At 66.1% G+C, this 21152-nt stretch carries 19 protein-coding genes; 9 read left to right on the top strand and 10 right to left on the bottom strand.

Annotated elements, in window-relative coordinates; all coding sequences use genetic code 11:
• Positions 1 to 17: 17 nt before the first annotated feature.
• The gene (locus PSAL_RS17430; protein WP_119838066.1) at positions 18 to 278 is read right to left on the bottom strand and encodes a recombinase-like helix-turn-helix domain-containing protein; all 261 of its coding nucleotides are present in this window, start codon (positions 276 to 278) and stop codon (positions 18 to 20) included.
• A gap of 109 nt (positions 279 to 387) precedes the next feature.
• Between PSAL_RS17430 and PSAL_RS17425 the strand changes: the two genes are divergently transcribed.
• The 3 genes from PSAL_RS17425 to PSAL_RS17415 all read left to right on the top strand — a co-directional run bounded on the left by PSAL_RS17425 (position 388) and on the right by PSAL_RS17415 (position 2123).
• Positions 388 to 726, top strand: a complete 339-nt coding sequence (locus PSAL_RS17425) for a hypothetical protein (RefSeq protein WP_196941878.1) — start codon at positions 388 to 390, stop codon at positions 724 to 726.
• Entirely contained in the window at positions 723 to 1109 is a 387-nt protein-coding gene (locus PSAL_RS17420; protein WP_196941877.1) for a RidA family protein, read from the top strand. Before PSAL_RS17425 ends, PSAL_RS17420 begins: the two co-directional genes overlap by 4 nt.
• Before the next feature lie 138 nt (positions 1110 to 1247).
• Complete coding sequence (locus tag PSAL_RS17415) at positions 1248 to 2123, top strand: CPBP family intramembrane glutamic endopeptidase (RefSeq protein ID WP_119838067.1); 876 nt, start codon at positions 1248 to 1250, stop codon at positions 2121 to 2123.
• Here PSAL_RS17415 and PSAL_RS17410 read toward each other — a convergent pair.
• The 4 genes from PSAL_RS17410 to PSAL_RS17395 all read right to left on the bottom strand — a co-directional run bounded on the left by PSAL_RS17410 (position 2120) and on the right by PSAL_RS17395 (position 6267).
• A complete protein-coding gene (locus tag PSAL_RS17410) occupies positions 2120 to 2935 on the bottom strand; it encodes a GNAT family N-acetyltransferase (RefSeq protein ID WP_119838068.1) in 816 nt (271 codons plus the stop codon). The genes PSAL_RS17415 and PSAL_RS17410 overlap by 4 nt on opposite strands.
• A gap of 216 nt (positions 2936 to 3151) precedes the next feature.
• The gene (locus PSAL_RS17405; protein WP_119838069.1) at positions 3152 to 3901 is read right to left on the bottom strand and encodes an alpha/beta fold hydrolase; all 750 of its coding nucleotides are present in this window, start codon (positions 3899 to 3901) and stop codon (positions 3152 to 3154) included.
• 48 nt (positions 3902 to 3949) lie between these two features.
• Positions 3950 to 5029, bottom strand: coding sequence for a hybrid-cluster NAD(P)-dependent oxidoreductase (locus PSAL_RS17400; protein ID WP_119838070.1), 1080 nt, complete (start codon positions 5027 to 5029; stop codon positions 3950 to 3952).
• Positions 5030 to 5034: 5 nt separating this feature from the next.
• Entirely contained in the window at positions 5035 to 6267 is a 1233-nt protein-coding gene (locus tag PSAL_RS17395) for an aromatic ring-hydroxylating oxygenase subunit alpha (protein WP_119838071.1), read from the bottom strand.
• A 699-nt stretch (positions 6268 to 6966) separates the two neighbouring features.
• Here PSAL_RS17395 and PSAL_RS17390 point away from each other — a divergent pair.
• A complete protein-coding gene (locus tag PSAL_RS17390) occupies positions 6967 to 7179 on the top strand; it encodes a DUF1127 domain-containing protein (protein ID WP_119838072.1) in 213 nt (70 codons plus the stop codon).
• Positions 7180 to 7453: 274 nt separating this feature from the next.
• Here PSAL_RS17390 and PSAL_RS17385 read toward each other — a convergent pair whose 3' ends face one another.
• Both PSAL_RS17385 and PSAL_RS17380 read right to left on the bottom strand, forming a co-directional pair.
• Entirely contained in the window at positions 7454 to 8758 is a 1305-nt protein-coding gene (locus tag PSAL_RS17385) for a DEAD/DEAH box helicase (protein ID WP_119838073.1), read from the bottom strand.
• Positions 8759 to 9072: 314 nt separating this feature from the next.
• Complete coding sequence (locus tag PSAL_RS17380) at positions 9073 to 10122, bottom strand: Gfo/Idh/MocA family protein (protein ID WP_119838074.1); 1050 nt, start codon at positions 10120 to 10122, stop codon at positions 9073 to 9075.
• Positions 10123 to 10369: 247 nt separating this feature from the next.
• On the opposite strand from PSAL_RS17380, the gene PSAL_RS17375 reads away from it, so the two are divergent.
• The 5 genes from PSAL_RS17375 (at position 10370) to PSAL_RS17355 (ending at position 17552) form a co-directional block, all read left to right on the top strand.
• Entirely contained in the window at positions 10370 to 11317 is a 948-nt protein-coding gene (locus tag PSAL_RS17375; protein WP_119838076.1) for a TAXI family TRAP transporter solute-binding subunit, read from the top strand.
• Between the two features lie 369 nt (positions 11318 to 11686).
• The gene (locus tag PSAL_RS17370) at positions 11687 to 13777 is read left to right on the top strand and encodes a TRAP transporter permease (RefSeq protein ID WP_119838077.1); all 2091 of its coding nucleotides are present in this window, start codon (positions 11687 to 11689) and stop codon (positions 13775 to 13777) included.
• A gap of 22 nt (positions 13778 to 13799) precedes the next feature.
• Positions 13800 to 14180 carry a DUF1850 domain-containing protein gene (locus PSAL_RS17365; RefSeq protein ID WP_119838078.1) on the top strand — a complete coding sequence of 127 codons (381 nt, stop codon included), beginning with the start codon at positions 13800 to 13802 and terminating at the stop codon, positions 14178 to 14180.
• Positions 14181 to 14276: 96 nt separating this feature from the next.
• Positions 14277 to 16172 (top strand): sensor histidine kinase, encoded by a 1896-nt coding sequence (locus tag PSAL_RS17360; RefSeq protein ID WP_119838079.1) that lies wholly within the window; start codon positions 14277 to 14279, stop codon positions 16170 to 16172.
• Between the two features lie 60 nt (positions 16173 to 16232).
• The gene (locus PSAL_RS17355) at positions 16233 to 17552 is read left to right on the top strand and encodes a sigma-54-dependent transcriptional regulator (RefSeq protein ID WP_119838080.1); all 1320 of its coding nucleotides are present in this window, start codon (positions 16233 to 16235) and stop codon (positions 17550 to 17552) included.
• Positions 17553 to 17609: 57 nt separating this feature from the next.
• Here PSAL_RS17355 and PSAL_RS17350 read toward each other — a convergent pair whose 3' ends face one another.
• The 3 genes from PSAL_RS17350 to PSAL_RS17340 all read right to left on the bottom strand — a co-directional run bounded on the left by PSAL_RS17350 (position 17610) and on the right by PSAL_RS17340 (position 21129).
• Positions 17610 to 18995, bottom strand: a complete 1386-nt coding sequence (locus PSAL_RS17350; protein ID WP_119838081.1) for an aspartate aminotransferase family protein — start codon at positions 18993 to 18995, stop codon at positions 17610 to 17612.
• Between the two features lie 32 nt (positions 18996 to 19027).
• Positions 19028 to 20503 carry an NAD-dependent succinate-semialdehyde dehydrogenase gene (locus tag PSAL_RS17345; RefSeq protein ID WP_119838082.1) on the bottom strand — a complete coding sequence of 492 codons (1476 nt, stop codon included), beginning with the start codon at positions 20501 to 20503 and terminating at the stop codon, positions 19028 to 19030.
• A 146-nt stretch (positions 20504 to 20649) separates the two neighbouring features.
• Positions 20650 to 21129: an Lrp/AsnC family transcriptional regulator gene (locus PSAL_RS17340; RefSeq protein WP_119838083.1), complete on the bottom strand. Its 480-nt coding sequence runs from the start codon at positions 21127 to 21129 to the stop codon at positions 20650 to 20652.
• Positions 21130 to 21152: the final 23 nt, after the last annotated feature.

The raw sequence follows: 21152 nt of genomic DNA, 5'->3' as shown, positions 1-21152 counted from the left end.
TCTTGGTGATGGCGGGATCAGGCGCCGATCCCGTCGCTGGCATGGGCGGCATCATGCGAGGCATTGATCGCCTTCAGTTCCGCCTCGAAGCTTTCCAGCGTCCAGGGGCCGGCAGCCCCCGACGGCAGGGCCGCACCGCGCGTATTCAGCTCGACAACCACCTGTGCAAAGTCATGGCAGCCGGTCTCGTAGATCCGCTCCAGGGTCTCGGCCAGCGAAAGTTCCGCCTCGGTCAAGGCGCGGCCCTTCGATTGGGTCCGCAGTGCCGGGTCTTGCATGTCACCACCTGTTCAATAAAGATCACTGTGTTCCTATTTGAAATAAACCCGATTCAGGTTACGCTATGCAAGCCTTTTTCATCCAAATGTCGCAGAAAGCAGGAAACCCATGTCGGAAACCGTGATGCTCACCGTGTTCCTGAAGCACGATCAGTCGAAAAATCTCGAACAAATTCAAAGCCACCTTGCCGAACAGGATTGGTGGCGGGGGTTTCCACCCGAGGGTGCTGAAATTCTCAGCTGGAATGTCGTCATGGGAATTGGCCAGGTCGTGACCCTGCGCATGGCCCCCGAGATCCTGCCGAAAGTGAATGTCGAACTGGAGCGCCGCGCCTGGGGCGTCTTTTCGACCGAATTCTTCCCGACATATGATTTCGTGCCCGTGCGCGAACGCCTGACCCGCGAAGCCGAGGCCGCCAAGGCCGCAACAGCAACGGCGCAGGAATGACCGGCCCGCGCGCGATCACCGCGCCGGGCGTGCCAGATCCGGTGCCGGGGCTGTTTTCCAACGCGGTCGAGATGGACGGGATCGTCTATATCTCCGGCATGCATGCCGGTGGCGCGGGCCCGGTGCCCGACGCCATGCTGGACCAGGCCCGCGAAGCACTGTCCCGCGTGGTCGCCCTGGCCGAGGCCGCAGGTGCCGGGCGGGACCGGATCACCCGGATCACGATCTATGTGACCGATATGGCCGACCGCGCCGCCGTCGCCCAGGCCCGGCGAGAAGTCTTTACCGGCCCGCTTCCGGCGGCGACCATGGTCGCGGTCAGCGGCTTCATCGATCCGGCCCTGAAGATTGAAATCGACGCGGTCGCGCACCTGCCCCGTTAGGCTCCTCCCCGGCCCCTTTCGCCATGAATAGGGGCCGGCGGCGCAACACGGGCGCGAATAAACGCGCAAGGGCTGCGGCGGCCCTTGTCGCCATGCGACCGGCGCCCCACTTCTAAGTATCTGATTCAAGGATACCCCATGCCGTTGTCGCCCGACCCGACGCCCCCCCGGACCGCAGGAGATCCGGCCGCGCAAGACCCGTCCGCACGGGGTCGCATCGCGCGTCACCGCGTCAAGCTGGCCTTCGGTCTGCTGGTGCTTTGGGCGCTGGTGACACTGGGGATCAATTCGCTGGTCCTCGCCCCCGACGCCCCGCCCGAAGACCTGATGGTCCGGGGCCCGCTCTGGGGTATCGTCATTGCCGGGGCCGGGATGCTGATCCTGTTGCTGGTCCTGCGGCGACGCGGCCATGGCGTGGCCCTGCGCGCGCCGCTCTGGGGGCAATTGCGGCTGTTCTGGGTGCCTGCGCTTTACCTGCTGCTGTTCCTGACGCCGACCCTTGTCATGGACCTGCCCGCGCCGCGCGCAATCGGGATGATCGCGCTCAACACCTTCTTCGTCGGCCTGTCGGAGGAGCTGATGTTTCGCGGCGTGCTGTTTCCCGCCCTGCGCAGCCGGATGCGGATCTGGCCCGCGATCTGGCTCAGCAGCGTGATCTTCGGGCTGGCCCATGTCTCAAACATCGCGATCACCGGGTCACTGGCCGTGGCCGGGGCACAGGCGCTGGCGGCGACCTGCAGCGCCCTGGTCTTCATGGCGCTGCTACTGCGCACCGGGTCGCTCTGGCCCTGCATCCTTTTTCATGCAGCCTGGGATTTTTCGCTGATCCTGCTGACCGTCAGCGCGCCGGAACAGGAAAGCCCCACCGCCGTGGCCGATATCAACCCGCTTCTGCTGCTGGCCCCGGTGTTGCTGATCCTGCCCAATGCGCTCTACGCGCTCTGGATGATGCGCCACGCCGGGACCGACCGCCTGCCGGGCGATCCGGGCCGCGCACATGTCGCTGCTGCCTAACCCAGCTCCATCGAGGCGATGACCTGCAATTCCCGCCCCACCGCGGGCGCGAATCCGCGATACATCCGCGCGGTTTCAAAGGTGAGGGCAAAGCCCAGTTCCTCAAGCAGCGCCCGCAGCGCCTTGTTGGCAACAGGAAGGTCCAGGATCACCGGATCGGCGGGCATTTCGGCCAGGGCCGCCCGGATCAGCGCCATCGCCGCCTCGGCATCCGGGGCGATGACCGGACCCAGTTTCGCCCCCTCGCGACAGCGCCGGATCGTGACGAAACCGGCAAGATCATCGCGCACCAGCGTGCGGCGGCTTTGCTGCTGCGCCAGCCAGGCCGTCAGAAAGGCCTGCCGCCGGGCGCCGCCGACATGGGCGTCAAGGTCGATGAGCGCCGGCACGTCGCCTTCGGTCGCAAGACGAATGGCGGGATCGGCGGCACCGTCCATATGCCCCTGGAACCGCTGGCTGGCCCCGGCCAGAAAGAAGCCCGAGCGCGTGTAATTGGCCTGTTGGTCGGCCACCCCGTCCAGCCCCACCGTCCGCCCCGCCGCATGTTGCAGCGCATGTTTCCACAGCGCATAACCCAGCCCCTGCCCGCGCCAATCCGGGTGGCACAGGTAGAAGCCCAGGAAGGCCAGCGTCTCGTCGTGATTGACGACAGAGATCCCGGCCACCACCTGCCCGCCCTGCACGGAAACGAAGAACCCCTCCGGATCGGCAGCCTGAAAGGCGGCAGCATCCTCGAGACCGGGGTTCCAGCCCTCGGCCGCGGCCCAGGTGGCAAGTTGCTCGATCTCTTCCAACGTGGCTAGGCGGATCATGACGCGCCCCGCCGACTTGGCCGTTGTGGCCCATTTTCAGAGTTGATCGCGATTGTCATGCTGGCCCCTTCCCGATGCAGCCCGCCCGAAGAACAGGCGGCGGCACCTGATCTGTCAAGAAATTCCCGCCCTTGGGGACTCCGATTGGCGCGCCTCGTGGCGGCCCGGTCGCAGGCCAGCGGTCCCATGAGGAGCGGAACAAGACGGCCCGTGCCCTCAGCTTGGCAGCCAGTCGTCGATGATCCGCGCAAGGGCGCCAGGCTGCGACACCTGCGGTGCATGACCCGCATCAAGCTGCGCGATGTCGAGGCCCGGGACCCCGTCGCACATGATCCGCTGCGCCTCCGGCAGGACAGAGCGGTCCTGCAGCGCCTGAATGTACAGCTTTGGCAGGGCCGCGAACCCCGGGCCGCGCGTGACGGGGATACGATAGCCTGCGATGGGCTGCGGTGTCAGGCGCAGGGCGGCGGCGCGGGCCGTGTCTTCGGGCAGGTCCTGAAAGAAATGCGCCATGGCGGCCTCGACCGGAACGGCATTGCTGCGCCCGTCCGCCGCCGCGACGATACGAGGCGTGACGCCGATCCGCTGACCGGGCCCGGCGATACGTTCCTGCACCCTGTCGAAGGTCATGCCATCGTCCAGCAGCATTCCCGCCAGCCAGATCGACTGACTGATCCTGTCGGGGAAATGCGCCATGGCCGCGCTGACCAGCATCCCGCCGCCCGAATGGCCCAGCAGAGCCACCGGACCGGGGGCGGTCTGCAATGCCTCGCGCAGGCAGGCCAAATAGTCCGGCACCGTAGCCTCGTTCACGCCGATCGGGTGGTGACCATTGCCCGGCAGTTCCAGCGCCTCGGCCCGACGGCCAAGTGCGGTCAGTTCGGGGATCAGGGCGTCCCAGACCCAGCCACCGGCCCAGGCGCCATGGATCAGCAGGATCGTCGCGGGAACCGGACCTTGGGACATGACAGGCAGACCTTGTTGCGCCGGACCCAACCGCCCGGCGCCCCGTTTCTACACGTCCACCGTCACCGCGCCAATCGGATGCGAACAACAGGCCAGGATATAGCCATCGGCGATATCGTCATCAGAGATGCCGCCGTTGTGCACCATATGCACCTCGCCCGAGATCTTGCGGATCTTGCAGGTGCCGCAGACCCCGAAGGTACAGCCCGACGGAATGTTCAGCCCTGCCCCACGGGTCGCGGACAGGATGGTTTCGGTTTCCGGCACCAGCGCGGTCTTGCCCGAGGCGGCAAAGGTGATCTCTGCCTTGGTATCGGCCTCGGGATAGACATCGTCCAGCTCGTCACCTTCGGTTTCCGCATCCGCCGCAGGTGCGGCAAAGCTTTCCTGATGGTAACGCTCCATGTCGTAGCCGAGACCCTGAAGCGCCTCGCGCACGGCGACCATGAAGGGTTCGGGACCACAGCAGAAAACTTCGCGTTCCAGGTAATCGGGCGCCATCAGGCCCAGCATCAGCTGGTTGAACTGACCCTGAAAGCCGGTCCAGGGCGACAGGGGGTCGGATTCTTCGACCACCCATTTCAGGTCGATCCCACGGGCGCGGGTCGCCATCTGTTCCAGACGGGCGCGGAAAATGATCTCGGACGGGCGCTTGGCGCAATTGATGAAGACGATGTCGGGTTCGGTCCCGAGATCATACATGAAGGTCGTCATCGACATCATCGGGGTGATGCCGCTGCCCGCCGAGATGAACAGGTATTTCTCGGCCGGGTGCTGCAGGTAGGTAAAGCCCCCCGCCGGGCCCATGGCCTTGATCCGGGTGCCGGGCGTCAGATGATCCAGCATCCAGCGGGTGCCGATGCTGCCCGCCTGGGCCTTGACCGTGACCGAGATCGAGCGCGGCCGCGAGGGCGAGGACGAAATCGTGTAGGTCCGATACAGCGGCCCGCCCGGCACCGGCAGTTCCAGCGTCAGGAACTGGCCGGTGTCGAAGTCGAAGAAGGCCCCGGAGGGCGCGCGGAAGGTGAAGGTGACGGTATTGGCCACCTCGGGCAGGACGGCGACGCATTCGAGCGGTTCGCTGTCCTTCCAGAAGGCGCGCGGCGGAAACGGGGGCAGGCTGCTCATCCCGCCTACTCCGCCGCGATCCGGGTCTGCGTGCCGGGCAGACGGGCGCGCAGGCTGTCGCAATACCAATCGGTGAACTGGATCACGCCGCTTTCCTGCAGCGGAGAATAGGGTCCGGGTTCGAAGGCGGGCGAATTGATGCCATGCTGGTTGTCCTCGACCACGCGACGGTCTTCTTCGTTGGTGGTAACCCAGACTTCGGTCAGGCGTTGCAGATCGTAATCGCGGCCCTCGACCGCGTCCTTGTGCACCAGCCAGGTGGTCGTGACGCGGGTTTCGGTCGGCCCGACGGGGGTCACACGGAACAGGATCGAATGATCCGACAGGAAGTGATTCCAGGTCGTGGGATAGTGGAACTTCAGCAGCGTGCCCGCATCGTCGAAGGGCACCCGCCCCAGACGCCGCGCGACGGCCAGTTCGCCGTCCATGGTATAGCTCTTGGTGCCGATCTTCAGCGGCATCCGGGCCAGCCGGTACTGGCCGCTGTCGGCAAGGTGGAAGCGCGCCGGTGCACCGGCGGATTCGCAGCGGTCGAAATGCGCCTGCACGTTGGCAGGCACCGCGCCGCCCTCGCCGATCCCCGAAACGGAAGGGTCATCGGGGAAGGTCCGGCACAGCGCGGGGTGGTTGCCGCCGCAGTGGTAGCATTCGCGGTTGTTTTCCCAGACCAGCTTCCAGTTGCCGTTCTCGGTGATGGTGGTCTGCATCGCGACTTTCGCGTCGCCAAGGTCGTGAATATCGAGATAGGGCGCGGCCACCCCGGCGAAGGCGTCGAAATCGGGCGCCTCATCCGCGAGGCAGATATAGACCAGCCCGGCCAGTTCGCGGCAATGCACCGGCTTCAGCCCGTGGCGCGAGGGGTCGAAATCCGGGCCCATGTCGCGGGCCCACAAAAGCCGGCCGTCCAGTTCATAGGTCCATTGGTGATAGGGGCAGACCAGCTTGGGCGCCGTGCCCTTTTCCGCGCTGCACAGGACCGACCCGCGATGCCGGCAGGAATTGTGGAAGGCCCGGATCACGCGATCCGCCCCGCGCACCATGATCACGTTGTAGTCCCCGACCTGCCAGGTCACGTAGCTGCCGGTCTTTTCCAGCTCGCAGGCGGCGGCCGCGAACAGCCAGTCGCGATACCAGATGGTGTCCATATCCGTTCGGAAGATCTCCGGATCGGTATAGAAAGGCCGTTCCAGCGCATATCCGGTCCGGCGGCGGGCAAGCAGTTCGGCGAGGTTCCCCATCGCAATCTCCGGCCGCATCATGCGGCATTCTGAGCCTGAAGCGGGGGCGGACCCCGATCGCGGCGCGGTTGACAAGCAATCGGCGCGATAACGTCCCACGAGGGGGTACCGGCCTTCAGGCAGGCAGGGTCCCGGCGGGCGCTCGTCACGCTTTGCCCTTCGGCTATAGCACCGGCGATTTGCGCCATTTGGCCTGAAAACGACTTCGGGCGAACCGAAACCGGACGGCGCGCATTATCCCGGTCCCGCCAGATCGATCCCGCCCTGCATGAACGTTCGCCTGCCTTGTTTTTGCACAGACCCGCGCAGGGATCGTTGGCGAAACGCGACCAGCGTCACGCCCTGGCCGCGATCAGTCCCCTTGCAACGGCCCAAAAGTGCGCACAGCGGCGCCGACAGCCCCCGAACGGCGACACTCCGGCCCGGAGCCACGGCCCTGAGCGCGCAGCGGACAGATGTAAGCCATGCAGCATGCCCATAGCCGGTCACCAAATCTTAACCATCGTCTATATTTTAGGCAAATACTCGGACCCGCGAATTCAATACTTCCTTTTTAAATCAGATATATAGATGAAAAACTCGCAGAAATGCCCAAAATCCTCACCATTGTGCCTGACACATGGCGGGCCTTCTGAGCCGGCATTGGTGCTGCGTTGCGGCATGGGTTAGAAATGACTCAACCAGATACAGGAGGCTTCGATGGCCCAGACCTTTACAAACTTCACTTCCGCTCCCCGCAGCTATTCTTTCACGCAGTCGGTGCGCAACTTCTTCGACTCGCTTGGCCGCGCCATGCAGGCAAGCCGTCAGTCCAGCGCGCTGATCCAGATGAGCGATGCACAACTGAACCGCATCGGCCTGAAGCGTGAAGACATCGCCGACCACGTCTTCAAGACCAACTTCGCCGACTGAACGGCCGCCGGCCCCTGGGGCCAACGGCACGTTGCGGTGGCAGTGCCCGCCGCATGGCAGACAGGACCCGACCCGAGAGCATGACGCTCCGGTCGGGTTTTTTCGTGTTCGGAAGGCCGCGGGTGGGGAAGGCCGGGCGACGGCCAGGGCCCGGTCGCGCAAGGTGCCGGTCGGGCCAAGCCGCCACAAGCACATGAAAAAGCCGCCGGAGGGTATCCCCCGGCGGCTTTCCAGTTCCAAGCAGGCGCGCGGGGTCACCCCCGCGAGGCCGCGATCAGGCCGCGTTGGAGCGGCGACGCGGACGACGTGCCTTGGGCTTGGCACTCGCGCCGGGCTTGCCGGCACCGCCGCCAAAGCCCTTGTTGCCGCCACCGCCGCCGCCACTACGACGACGACCGCCACCGTTGCCGCCACCGCGACGGGCTGCGCCGCCGTCACTGTCGGTGCCCATCCAGGGCGTGCCGGAGCCGACGGGGATGTCGATCTTCATCAGCTTCTGGATCTGGCGCAGCAGGTCCGCTTCGTCCGGGGCGCAGAAGGCGATCGCTTCGCCTTCGCGACCGGCGCGTGCGGTCCGGCCGATGCGGTGGACATAGTTGTCCGGCACTTCGGGCAGATCGTAGTTGATGACATAGGCCACGCCCGGAATGTCGATACCGCGCGCGGCGACATCGGTCGCCACCAGCACGGTGATCGTGCCATCGCGGAAGGCCTTGATGGCGCGGTCACGCTGGCCCTGGCTCTTGTTGCCGTGAATAGAGGCGGCGTTGTAGCCGTCGGCCACGAGGCTTTTCATCAGCTTTTCGGCGCCATGCTTGGTGCGCGAGAAGACCAGCGTCAACGCCTCAAGGTCCTGCGACAGGATTTCGCGCAGCTTGAACGGCTTCTCGCCCTTGGGCAGGAAGTGGATGCTTTGCGTGATCTTGTCGGCGGGCTTGCCGGGCGACGAAACCTGAATCTTCTGCGGATTGGTCAGGTAGGCCGAGGACAGCTCTTCCATCTGTTTGGGCATGGTGGCCGAGAACAGCATGGTCTGGCGCGGCGTGCCCAGCTTGGGTGCGATGCGGCGCAGCGCGTGGATGAAGCCCATGTCGAGCATCTGGTCGGCTTCGTCCAGCACCAGGCGGGTGACGGTCGACAGGTCGACCGCGCGACGGTCCATCAGGTCGATCAGGCGGCCGGGCGTGGCGACAAGGATGTCGGTGCCGCGCGCCAGCAGGTTGATCTGGCGACCGATGGACTGGCCGCCGACAACCGTGGCGACCTTGAGCTGCGTGCCGGTGGTCAGGCCGCGCAGGTTCTCCGCGATCTGGTTGACCAGTTCACGGGTCGGGGCCAGGACCAGCGCCTTGGCGGTCTTGGGTTCGGGCTTGCCCGGCTGCTTCAGCATGGAGTCGATCAGCGGCAGGCCAAAGGCCAGCGTCTTGCCGGTTCCGGTCTGGGCCAGGCCAAGGATGTCATGGCCTTCCAGGGCCAGCGGCACGGCCTTGGCCTGAATGGGGGTGGGTTCCTTGAACCCGGCGGCGGCAAGGGCGGCGTTCAGTTGCGGCGCGAGGCCGAGCGTCGAAAAATCGATCAAGTCATATCCTTTATCGGCCCGCGGCAATTCTGCCGGCAGAGCCGAATGATGTATCATCGTCCCGCGAATCCGCGTGACGAACGAGGGTGTCGCGCGACCTCTGGACAAATGGGCGTGCCCCGCCTGTCCGGCCTCGCGTCATGAACCCTGCGTGAATGGGATCCTTGGGGATGATACGCTGATGCGCCATGGAATGGGCGCGGCTTGCTCACGCGGCAGCGCAGCGTTGGGACCCAAGTGGGGTATCGCGCGGCAAAAGTCAAGCACCCCGGGACCAAATCCGGGGCCGAAACCCGCCGGGCCGGGCAGGCTTGCTACGCCATCTCGACCGGGCGGCCGGTGCGCGATGAAGTTTCGATGGCCGCGATCAGCCGGTGCGACACCAGCGCCTCGCGCCCGGTCACCATCGGTTTGCGCCCCGCCCGAATGGCATCGACGAAATCTTCGATTATGGCCTGATGCCATTCATGCCGCCCCCCGGACAGGGGGCGATCATCGCCGATGGCCTCGACCCGGCCTTCGACGACGCTGCGCCCGTCGCGCCAGCTGACCTCCAGCGCATCCTTGTCCAGCCGCAGGCTGGCGTTTTCGAAATGCAGCCGGATGACTTCGGTCCGGTGGGGAAACATTGCCGTACTGGCGATAAAGGAGCCGACCGCGCCACAGGGGAACCTGAGGCCCGCAACGGCGAAATCTTCGGCCTCCATCCGGTGCAGGGGCGAGGTGGCGGTCATGGCCTGAACGCTGGCGACCGGCCCCGTCAGGCTAAGCGCGAGGTCGATGGAATGGATCGCGTTGGTCAACATGACCCCGCCCCCGTCGCGGGCATAGGTGCCGCGCCCCAGTTCATCGTAATAGGATTGATCGCGCCAGATCGGCACGGCGATCTCGACCACGCCAAGCTTGCCGAGCGCGCCGCTGGCCACATGCCGGGCCGCCGCGACCGACGGCGCCCGCACACGGTGCTGGAAGACCACGCCAAGGGCCACGCCGGCCTGCTCGCAGATCTCGACGACTTCCAGCGCCTCGGTCGGGGTGCGTCCCACCGGTTTCTCAAGCAGGATATGCGTGCCGGACGCGGCAAGGGCGCGGATGACCTCTGTCCGCACGCTTGGCGGGGTGGCGACGATGGCCATCTGGATCAGCGGATCAGCCGCCACCGCCGCAAGATCGGAGGTGAAATCGGGGGCCGCGCCATCATAATGGTCTGCAAGCGGGCGGGCCCGCTCCGGGGTGCGCGAGACGACGGCCCGCAACTGCGCGCGATCCTGCGCGCCGGACAGGGCCGTCACATGGGTCTGCGCGATCATGCCGGCCCCGATCAGGGCCACCCCGACGGGCTGTTGCGTCAAGTCCTTGGCCATGTTCGTCGCCTCCTCTATCCCTATGCTGACGGTTATCGGCGAAACGCCCGCGTGATGCCAGAATTCATCCCCGGCGGCCTGTCCGCGCCTGTGCGACATGGCCGGCCGACGCAGATTCCCGCCACGGGCCGGGCAGAAACCTGCGAAAAATCCTGCGCGCGGCCCGTGTTCCCCGTTGCAAGCGGCACGATCAGCCCCAAGAATGCCTCCGTGCGCCCCACCGGGCGCTGAATCTGGGAGGATTACCATGATCAAGAAATATGGCCTTGGCGCGATTGTCGCCGGCAGCCTCGCCTTTACCGCGCCAGCCGCGATGGCGACGGAATTCATCAACATCCTGACCGGCGGCACCTCGGGGGTCTATTACCCGCTTGGCGTGGCCCTGTCGGAAATCTACGCCTCGGGGATCGAGGATTCCCGCACCCAGGTGCAATCGACCAAGGCTTCGGTCGAGAACCTGAACCTGCTGCAGCAGGGCCGCGGAGAGCTGGGCTTTGCCCTCGGCGATTCCGTCAAGGACGCCTTTGAAGGCAACGCCGAAGTCGGCTTTGCCCAGCCGCTGGAGAACCTGCGCGCCATCGCCGCGATCTATCCGAACTTCATCCAGATCGCCGCAACTTCGGCATCGGGCGCCGTCACGGTGGCCGACCTGGCCGGCAAAAGCGTTTCGGTCGGGGCCGCCAAGTCGGGCACCGAAGTCAATGCACGCAAGATCTTTGGCGCGCTGGACATGACCTATGACGATCTGGGCAAGGTCGAATACCTGCCCTTCGCCGAATCCGTCGAACTGATGAAGAACCGTCAGCTGGACGCAACCGTGCAAAGCTCGGGCCTCGGCTCGGCGGCGCTGAAGGATCTGTCGGCGACCCAGGACGTGACCTATGTCTCCGTTCCCGCCGAAGTGGCCGCGACCCTTGGCGCGCCCTATGCCGCAGGCGTCATCCCCGCCGGAACCTACCCCGGCCAGGACGCGGACATCCCGACGCTGGCGATCACCAACATTCTCGTGACCAGCACGGCCGTCTCCGACGAGACCGCCTACGCGATGACCAAGCTGCTGTTCGAGAACCTCGACACGATGAAGGCCGCCCACGCCGCTGCCGGTGCGATCAACATCGAGGACGCGGTGAAGAACTCACCGATCCCGCTGCACCCCGGTGCCGAGCGTTACTACAAGGAAATGGGCCTGATGTGATCAGCGCCTGAAAGACAGGGAACCGGTCCGGACACTCCGGGCCGGTTCCTTCATTTCCAGGGCCGGACCCAAGGAGAAGATCCGAGGGGGCGCATTGCAGACCGGATCGCGACGACCACCACCGTTTGCGAGACATGCCGACCAGACAGTCGGCACCACGCGCCCCGCTTCACCTTCGGCCCGACCCTGCCGAATTCGCCTGCCCGACCGACAGACCGACCGTTCGGGCATACGGATTTGCACACCGTCGACAGGGCATGGGGCATGGCCCGCTTGCCTGCCCGCCTCGTTCACCCGCTTGCCGGGCCCGCCGACATAACGACAAGCATCCGTTTTGGTCCCGGCTGACGTCCGGGGGAGAGTACCCATATGACCGATCATACGCATGAGCTTCCGGACGGTACGTCCGAGATGCACGACCCACTGGCGAAAAGCTTTCCGGGCACCCTGGAAGGCCGCTACCTGTTCTGGCTCGCCGTCGCCTTTTCGCTTTACCAGGTGTCCATCGCCGCCCATGTGATCGACCTGCCAAGCCAGGTGATGCGGGCAGTGCATGTCGGCTTCCTGATGGCACTCGGCTATCCGCTGCTGAGCCTGTCGAAAAACTTCGGCGCGCTCGGCAAGACCATCTGCTGGATCCTCGCCCTGGCCGGGATTTCGGTCGCCGCCTATCAGTGGATCGAATACCAGCCGCTGCTGTTCCGCGCCGGGGCGCCGAACCAGATGGACATCGTGATGGGCGTGATCCTGATCGTGTCCGTCTTCATCGCCGCCTGGATGCTGATGGGGCCGGCCCTGCCGATCATCTGCGGCATCTTCCTGGCCTACGCCTTCTTCGGACAATATGCGCCGGGCGCCATGCAGACCCGCGGCTATGCCTTTGAACAGGTGGTCGAACAGATCGCCTATGGCACCGAAGGGATCTACGGCATCCCGATCTATGTTTCGGCGACCTATATCTTCCTCTTCATCCTGTTCGGCTCCTTCCTGGAAAAGGCCGGCATGATCAAGCTGTTCACCGATGTCTCTCTGGGGCTGGTGGGCCACCGCATGGGCGGCGCGGCCAAGGTGTCAGTGCTGTCCTCGGGCCTGATGGGCACGATCTCGGGCTCGGGCGTCGCCAACGTGGTGACCACCGGGCAATTCACCATCCCGCTGATGAAGCGGTTCGGCTACCGCCCGGCCTTCGCCGGCGGGGTCGAGGCAACGGCCTCCATGGGCGGGCAGATCATGCCGCCGGTGATGGGCGCCGTGGCCTTCATCATGGCCGAGACCCTGGGCGTTCAGTACATCGAGGTCGTCAAGGCCGCGCTGATCCCCGCGATCCTCTACTTTGCCGGCGTCTTCTGGATGGTTCACCTGGAAGCCGGCAAGCGCAACCTGCGCGGCATGTCCAAGGAAGACCAGCCCTCGGCCCGCAAGGCGCTGAAGGAAGGCTGGTTCCTGATCCTGCCGCTGGCCGTCCTGGTCTGGCTGCTGTTCTCGGGCTATACGCCGCTGTTCGCGGGCACCATCGGCCTGGCGCTGACCGGTATCCTGATCCTCGGCACCTCGCTGGCCCTCGGCCTGCCTTCTATGGTGATGCGGGTGGTGTTCTGGGTGCTTCTGGGCATCGCGGCCTCGGGCTTCTTTGCCTACGGGGTAAATGCCCTGCTGCTGGTGATCGGCACGCTGATCGCCGCCTGTGCCATCTGGCGCGGCGGGCGCCCGACGCTGGCCATCTGCCGTGACAGCCTTGCGGACGGGGCCAAGACCGCCCTGCCCGTCGGGATCGCCTGTGCGCTGGTCGGTGTGATCATCGGCGTGATGACCCTGACCGGGGGGGCCAATACCTTTGGCCAGTTCATCGTCTCGGTCGGGCAGAACAGCCTGTTCCTGAGCCTGGTGCTGACGATGATCACCTGCATCATCCTCGGCATGGGTATCCCGACGATCCCCAACTACATCATCACCTCCTCCATCGCCGGACCTGCCCTGCTGGAGCTTGGCGTGCCGCTGATCGTCAGCCACATGTTCGTCTTCTACTTCGGCATCCTGGCGGATCTGACCCCGCCGGTGGCGCTGGCCTGCTTTGCCGCCGCCCCGATCGCCAAGGAAAGCGGCCTGAAGATCAGCATGGAGGCCGTCAAGGTCGCCGCTGCCGGCTTCGTCGTGCCCTACATGGCCGTCTATACCCCGGCCCTGATGCTGCAGGACGGGGGCGACCTGGCCGTCGCCATCGGCTATTGGCCCGCCGTCATCTACGTCATCATCAAGGCACTGATCGCCCTGTCCCTCTGGGGTGTGGCCGTGATCGGCTGGCTGGGTCGGCCGCTGGCGGTCTGGGAACGGGCGCTGGCGATGGTCGCGGCCTTTACCCTGGTCGCCGCCCTGCCGCTGACCGACGAAATCGGCTTTGCCCTGGTGGCAGCCTTCGGCATCCTGCAATGGATTCGCCGCGACAAGGGGGCGGTGGCGTGATCGCCCTGCCCGGCACCTGCCAATGAGCGCCTGCCTGATGGCGGGCGCCATGGTCCTCGGCCTGGCGGCCGGGGACCGCTTTACCCTGGAATGGACCCATTCCGTGGAACGCGAAACCTGGCGCGAAACCTGGGAAATCGTGACCCCGGACGGTAGCCCCGAAAAGCGCCTGCATCTGGTCGAAGCCGCCGTAAAGGGCTCCGGCGCAGGTATGGAACCCGGTCCCGGCGGACATTTCGAGGCCGGCTGGTGGATCTGGGTGCCGGATCTGGCGCCGGTGCGCGAACTGGTGCTGGCCGCCTCGGGGGAAACACCCTCGGCCTGGACACTTTGTGCCGCGAAGTGCGTCCAGCTTGGGGCCCATGCCGAAGCCCCGCTGCATATCGCCCCCTGCGCCAGCTAGCCCGCGCCACGGCGCAGATCGAAAAGCCGCCGCCAGAGGCGCGCCGATAGGAAAGGGAACGCGGATGGCCCCGGCCCGGACAGCAGGAACCGCCCCATGATCCGCCCCCCCCACACCCGCAGCCGTCTGACACGCCGCCGCCTGAGCCGCCGCGCTTGGCCAGCCGCCGCGCGCCTGCTGGCACCGCAACTCTGGCTTCGTCTCGCCGCCGTGGCGCTGGTGGCGCTGCTTTGCGCCGGGCTATCCTGGCAATTCGTCACCGCCCGCATTGACCGCAGTCTGGCGCAGGCTCTTCTGCTGAGCGACCGCGCCCTGAAATCCGAGGTCGAGCGTTTCCGCTATCTGCCGGAAGTCGCCGCCGAGGACGCCCGCATCGCCGCCGCCCTTGCCGCGCCGCAGGATGCCACCGCGATCGCGGCCGCCAATGCCTATCTGGAAACCGTCACCGCACACGCCGGCGCGGATCAGCTTTACCTGCTGGACGCCGAGGGGCTGACCCTTGCCTCCTCGAACTGGGATGAACGCAACAGCTATGTCGGGCGCAACTACAGCTTCCGGCCCTATTTCTCGGATGCGATGGCGGGCGGCGAAGGCGCGGTCTATGCCATCGGCGTCACCACCGGCGAGCCGGGGTTCTTCATGTCCACCCGGCTTGGCAACAGCCGCGACGGGGCAATGGGTGTGCTGGTGGTCAAGATCGACCTGAGGTCGCTGGAAAACACCTGGACGGAGACCGGGCAGAAGATCGCCGTGGCGGATTCCGACGGCGTCGTCTTTCTAAGCAGCGAAGCCATCTGGCGCTACCGCCCGTTGCGCCCGCTGGACCAGTCCACGCGCGCGCGGCTGACCCGGTCGCAGCTATATGTCGGCAGCGGGCTGGAGGGCGCGACCCCGGTGCTGACCGGCACGGCGGGAACGGGTCTGCTGGGCAGTGGCTTGATGGGCAGCGGTCTGGCGCGGGCCGTTGACGGGGCGGGACGGTCGCTGAGCCTGCGCAGCGCGCCCTTTTCGCGCGGCTGGCAGGTGCTTGCGGCGGCCTCGCCCTGGCCCGCGCATCTGGCGGCGCTGGTGACCGCCGGTGTCGTCACGCTGACCGGGCTTCTGGCGCTGGCGCTGCTGAACCTGCGCCAGCATCGCCACCGCCTGATCGCCCTGCGTCTGCGCCAGACCGAGGTGATGGAGCGAAAGGTCACCCTGCGCACCGCCGAGTTGAACCACGAGATCGACGCCCGCCGCAAGATCGAGGCGGACCTGCGCGCCGCGCAGGAAACCCTTGTGCACAGCGAGAAGATGGCCGCCCTGGGCCGCATGTCCGCCGCCGTGGTGCATGAGGTCAGCCAGCCGCTTGCCGCGATGGAGGCCACGCTGACGGCGGCGCAATTCGCGCTGGACCGCGCCCCCGACCAGGTCGGCGCGCGGCTGACCACGGCGCATGGGCTGATCCGGCGAATGCAGCGCATGACCCGCAACCTCAAGAACTTTGCCCGCAAGGAAGCCGCCCCGAGCCAGCCTGTCTCGGCGCGCACCATCGCCACGGCGGCGCTGGAACTGGTGCAGCCGCGCGCCGACAGCATCGGCATTCGCCCGATTTATCAGCCCCCCGAGCAGGAAATCTGCGTCATGGCCGGGCAGATGCGGCTGGAACAGGTGCTGGTCAACCTGCTGCACAACGCGTTGGAGGCCATCGAACCCGGCACCGGGCAGGTTCGCCTGTCGATGGAAACGCAGGGCTCCGACCTGTGGATCAACGTCACCGATGATGGCCCCGGCATCCCCCCGGACATCCTGCCGCGCGTGACGGAACCCTTCTTTTCCACCAAGACCCATAGCGAAGGCCTGGGCCTTGGACTTGCCATTTCCCACGAGATCGTGCTGCAGTTCGGCGGCCGGCTCGACATCGCCTCGCCGCCCGCGCCGGAGATGAACCGGGGCACGAGGGTCAGCATCGTGCTGCCGGTCCTGCCTTGTGCCCCGACGCCCGGGATAAGGTGACGCGGGCTGGCCAGTCTGGAAGGCGAACGGGTCTGGCAGCCCGCAGCGAAAGGAACGGGGATGAGCAGCCTGATCCATGTGATCGAAGACGACGCGGACCATTGCGCCGCGCTTTGCGACATGCTGTCGGCGGCGGGCTACGGCGCCGAAGGCTTTGCGCGGGCCGATCTGGCGCTGGCCGCCACCCCCCTGCCCGACCTCGCGATCACCGACCTGCGCCTGCCGGGCATGGACGGCCTCGGCTTTCTGACAGCGGCGCGGGACCGTGACCCCGATTGCCCGATCATCATGATCACCGGCCATGGCGATGTCGGTCAGGCGGTGCAGGCGATGCGGCTGGGGGCCGAGGATTTCCTCGAAAAACCCTATGACGGGATGCATCTGCTGATGGTGGTGGAACGCGCCCTGCGCACCCGCGCCACCCGGGCCGAGATCCAGCGCCTGCAAACCCAGATCACCCAGGCCGACCGGCGTGGCGGCCTGCTGGGCCAGGGGGCCGCCATGCGCGACCTGCGCAGCCGCATCGCCGCCCTTGCCGCCACCGACCTTGATATCGTGATCAGCGGCGAAACCGGCACCGGCAAGGAACTGGTCGCGCGCGCCCTGCACGCCGGTGGCGCCCGCGCCTGCGGCCCGCTGGTGGCGGTGAATTGCGCCGCCCTGCCCGAAGACCTTTTCGAGATCGAGATCTTCGGCCATGTCGAGGGCGCCTTCCCCGGCGCGCGCGACAAGCCGGGCAAGCTGGAAGCGGCCTCTCGCGGGACCCTGCTGCTGGACGAGGTCGAGGCGATGCCGGCCTGCATCCAGCCCAAACTGCTGCGCGCGCTACAGGAACGCAGCGTGGTGCGGCTGGGGGAAAACGCCCTGCGTCCGCTGGATCTTCAGGTGATCGCCACCTCGAAAAGCGACCTGCGGCAGTTGACCCTCGACGGGTCGTTCCGCGCCGATCTGTTCTATCGTCTTGCCGGGGCCGAGATCGCGACCGAGCCCCTGCGCGGGCTGGGCGAGGATATCGTGCTGCTGTTCAGCCATTTCGCCAGCCTCGCCGCCGGGCGCTATGCCCGCCCGGTGCCGGAGATGGACTACACGATGAAACAACGCCTGATGCGCCGCGCCTGGCCCGGGAACGTCCGCGAACTGAAGGCGGCGGCCGAACGCTTTGCCCTGGGCCTCGACCTGCCAGAGGCCGGGCCGGCCGCCGGCCCCGCCCCGGCAAGCGAGCCGGGCAACCTTGCCGACAAGGTCGCCGCCTTCGAAGCGCGCGAGATCCGCGACACGCTGGAACGCTGTCGGGGCAATACCGAACGCGCCTCGACCGCGCTCGGCATTGCGCGGCGGACCCTGAACGACAAGATCAGCCGCTACGGCATCCGGGTCTGACACGTGAAAACGGCCGGGGATGCACCCCGGCCGCCTCCATCTGCGAAAGGTGTCGGATCAGCCCAACACGGTCTTCACGGCCCGCACGGTGCCGGCGACGATACGGTCGGCCTCTTCACGGCTCAGGCAGAAGGGCGGCGCAAAGCCAAGGATGTCGCCCTGCGGCATGGCCCGCCCGATGATGCTGTCCTGTTCCAGCAGCTTGGCCGAGACCTGGGCGCCGATCTTCTTCGACGCGTCGAAGAACTGGCGATCATTGCGATCCGCGACGAATTCCACCGCGCAAAGCATGCCTTCGCCGCGGATGTCCCCGACGTTGGGATGATCGCCAAGCGCCTCTTTCATCGCGCTGTTGAGATAGCCCCCGACGGCCCCGGCGTTGCTCACCAGATCCAGCTTGTCGATCAGTTCAAGGTTGGCAACACCGGCTGCGGCACCGATCGGATGGGCGGAATAGGTCCAGCCGTGGCCGATGGGGCCGTTTTCATCCGTGCCCTGTTCCAGCACCTTCCACATCTTGTCCCCGACGATGGAGCCCGACAGCGGCGCATAGGCCGAAGTGAGGCCCTTGGCGATGGTGATCAGGTCAGGCTCGATCCCGTAGTGATCGGACCCGAACATCGACCCCGTCCGCCCGAAGCCGGTGACGACCTCGTCCGCGACCAGCAGGATGTCGTGGCGCTTCAGCACGTCCTGGATCGCGGCCCAGTAGCCGGCGGGCGGCGGCACGATGCCCCCTGTGCCCAGCACCGGTTCCCCGATGAAGGCTGCGATGGTGTCGGCCCCTTCGCGGGCAATCAGCGCCTCGAGTTCCGCCGCGCAATGGGCGACGAACTGCTCTTCGGTCTGGCTCAGGTCCTCGCGGCGGAAGTAGTCGGGCGCGATGGTATGGGTGACCTGCTCGACCGGCAGATCGAATTTCTTGTGGAACAGCTCGAGCCCGGTCAGCGACCCGGTGACAAGGCCCGACCCATGATAGCCGCGCCAGCGCGAGATGATCTTCTTCTTCTCGGGGCGGCCGAGGATGTTGTTGTAATACCAGATCAGCTTGACGTTGGTTTCGTTGGCGTCCGAACCGCCAAGCCCGAAATAGACCTTGGACATGTTCTTGGGTGCGCGATCCAGCACCATCTTCGACAGGGTGATCGAGGCCTCGGTGCCGTGGCCGACATAGGCGTGGTAATAGGCCAGTTCGCGGGCCTGATCGGCGATGGCTTCGGCGATTTCCTGACGGCCGTAGCCGACGTTGACGCAATAGAGCCCGGCGAAGGCATCCAGCAGCTTGTTACCGTCGCGGTCCTCGATGAAGACGCCAGAGGCCGTGCGGATCACCCGCTTCGGCGTCTCGCCCCGCGCATGTTGCGCCAGGTGGGTGGAGGGGTGAAAGAAGTTCTCGCGGTCCCAGCTTTCAAGCTGGTCGTTGCGCAGATCGGTCTTCAGCATGTCGATGCGTCCTCTTACTTGCGCGGCGGGTCTCAGGCCCAGTCGCGGCAGACATATTTGATTTCGGTGAATTCTTCGGATCCGATGCGCGACCCTTCGCGACCCAGCCCCGATTGCTTGGTGCCGCCGAAGGGGATCGGCGCGCCGGTGACCTTGGTGCGATTGACCGCGACCATGCCGTATTGCAGCGCCCGGCTGACCCGGTAGATGCGGCGCGGGTCCTGAGCATGGACATAGGCGACAAGGCCGTATTCGCTGTCGTTGGCCGCCGTCACCACGGCGGCTTCGTCATCGAAGGGCAGGATGGCGGCGACAGGGCCAAAGGTTTCCTCGCGCAGGATCAGCGCGTCATGCGGGACATCGGCCAACACGGTTGGCGCGTAGAACAGCGGCCCGGCGCTGGCGCGCTTGCCCCCGGTCAGCACCTTTGCCCCCTTGTCCAGCGCATCCGCGACATGCTGTTCCTGCTTCTGCACCGCGCGTTCATTGATCAGCGGCCCAAGATCGGGATCGTCCCGCCCCGGTCCAAGGGTCAGCTTTTCGGTCGCTTCGGTGAATTTCCGGCAGAAGGCCTCGTACAGCGGGCGCTGCACGTAGATCCGGTTGGCCCCAAGGCAATCCTGCCCCGAGGTGGCGAATTTCGCCTTGATGGTTTCGGCCACCGCCTGCTCCAGATCGGCACAGTCAAAGACGATCACCGGGGCATGGCCGCCAAGTTCCAGCACCAGTTTCTTTACCGTCTCGGCGGATTGACGGTACAGAAGCCGCCCGACCTCGGTCGAGCCGGTAAAGGACAGGGCGCGGACACGCGGATCGCTTGTCCAGGGTTCGCAGATCGTCGCCGGCGCGCCGGTCACGACGTTGAAGACACCGGCCGGCAGGCCCGCGCGTTCGGCCAGTTCCGCCAGCGCCAGCGCGCTGAAGGGCGTTTCGCCCGAAGGATGCGCCACAACTGTGCAGCCGACCGCCAGCGCGGCGGCGGCCTTGCGTGTCAGCATCGCCATGGGAAAGTTCCAGGGCGTGATCAGGGCAGCCACCCCGACCGGTTCGCGCCACAGCTCGACCTCGGCATCCGGCAGGTGACTGGTGACGCCTTCGATATTGGGGCGACGGGTTTCCTCGGCGTAGAATTCGACGAAATCGGCGCCATAGGTGATTTCTCCGCGGGCTTCGGACAGGGGCTTGCCCTGTTCCAGCACCATGATCCGGGCGAGATCCTCGCGGTTCTCGACGATCAACTCGTACCAGCGGCGCAGGATGCGCGCCCGGTCCTGCGGCAGCGTGTCGGACCAGCCGGCAAAGGCCGCCTGCGCCGCATCCACGGCCGCACGGGATTCCGCGCCCGACAGGCTGGCGACGCCGCCGATCAGGTCGCCGGTCGCCGGATCGGTGACGGGGATCGTCTCGCCCGAGGCGGCGGCGCGCCACTTCCCATCGATATAGGAAAACGAGCGGACGAGCGATTTGTCGGTAATCTCGGGGCGGGCCGAGAGCGCGGTGCGAAGCATGGTTCCCTCCTGGTGCCGCGCCGGTTCGGCACGGGTATCGCAAGAGGCAGTCTGGAGCAGCGCAACAGTCCGTCGGGACTGAAGTTGATGCGCGTGACAGTCCAGACAGCTTTTGAAGCGGCGCCCAAAAGCTGTCTGGACTGGGCCTAGTCGTCCAGCAGGACGTCCAGCGGCGGCGGGCCATCGCCCTTCACCGGCTTGGTGACGATATAGGTATAGTAACGCGCCAGCCCGATCCGGTTATCCAGCATCGCGTCGATCAGGCGCTGATAGGCATCGATGTCCCGTGTGACGATCTGCAACAGATAGTCGAACCCGCCGCCAAGCGCCCAACACCCCGTGACTTCGTCATAATTCTGCATTGCCTCTTCAAAGATCCGCTGCCGCGCGCCCGTGTGATCGGCCAGTTCGGCAGTGACGAAGACGGTGACATGCGGCGCCAGCTTGCGCAGGTTGATACGCGCGCCGTAGCCTTCGATCAGCCCGGCCTTTTCCAGCTTGCGCAGCCGGTCCCAGCTGGGCGTCGGAGACAGGCCGATCCGTTCGGCCAGAGCCGCCTTGGTGATGCGCCCCTCGCGGGAGATGACGCGCAGGATCTCGATATCGCGGCTGTCGAGGGGGGTCATCCGGGCCTTTCAGGTGGGGCAAT

The organism is Pseudooceanicola algae (assembly GCF_003590145.2).
Lineage (GTDB): Bacteria > Pseudomonadota > Alphaproteobacteria > Rhodobacterales > Rhodobacteraceae > Pseudooceanicola > Pseudooceanicola algae.
This window is presented reverse-complemented; position numbering and strand designations above follow the sequence as displayed.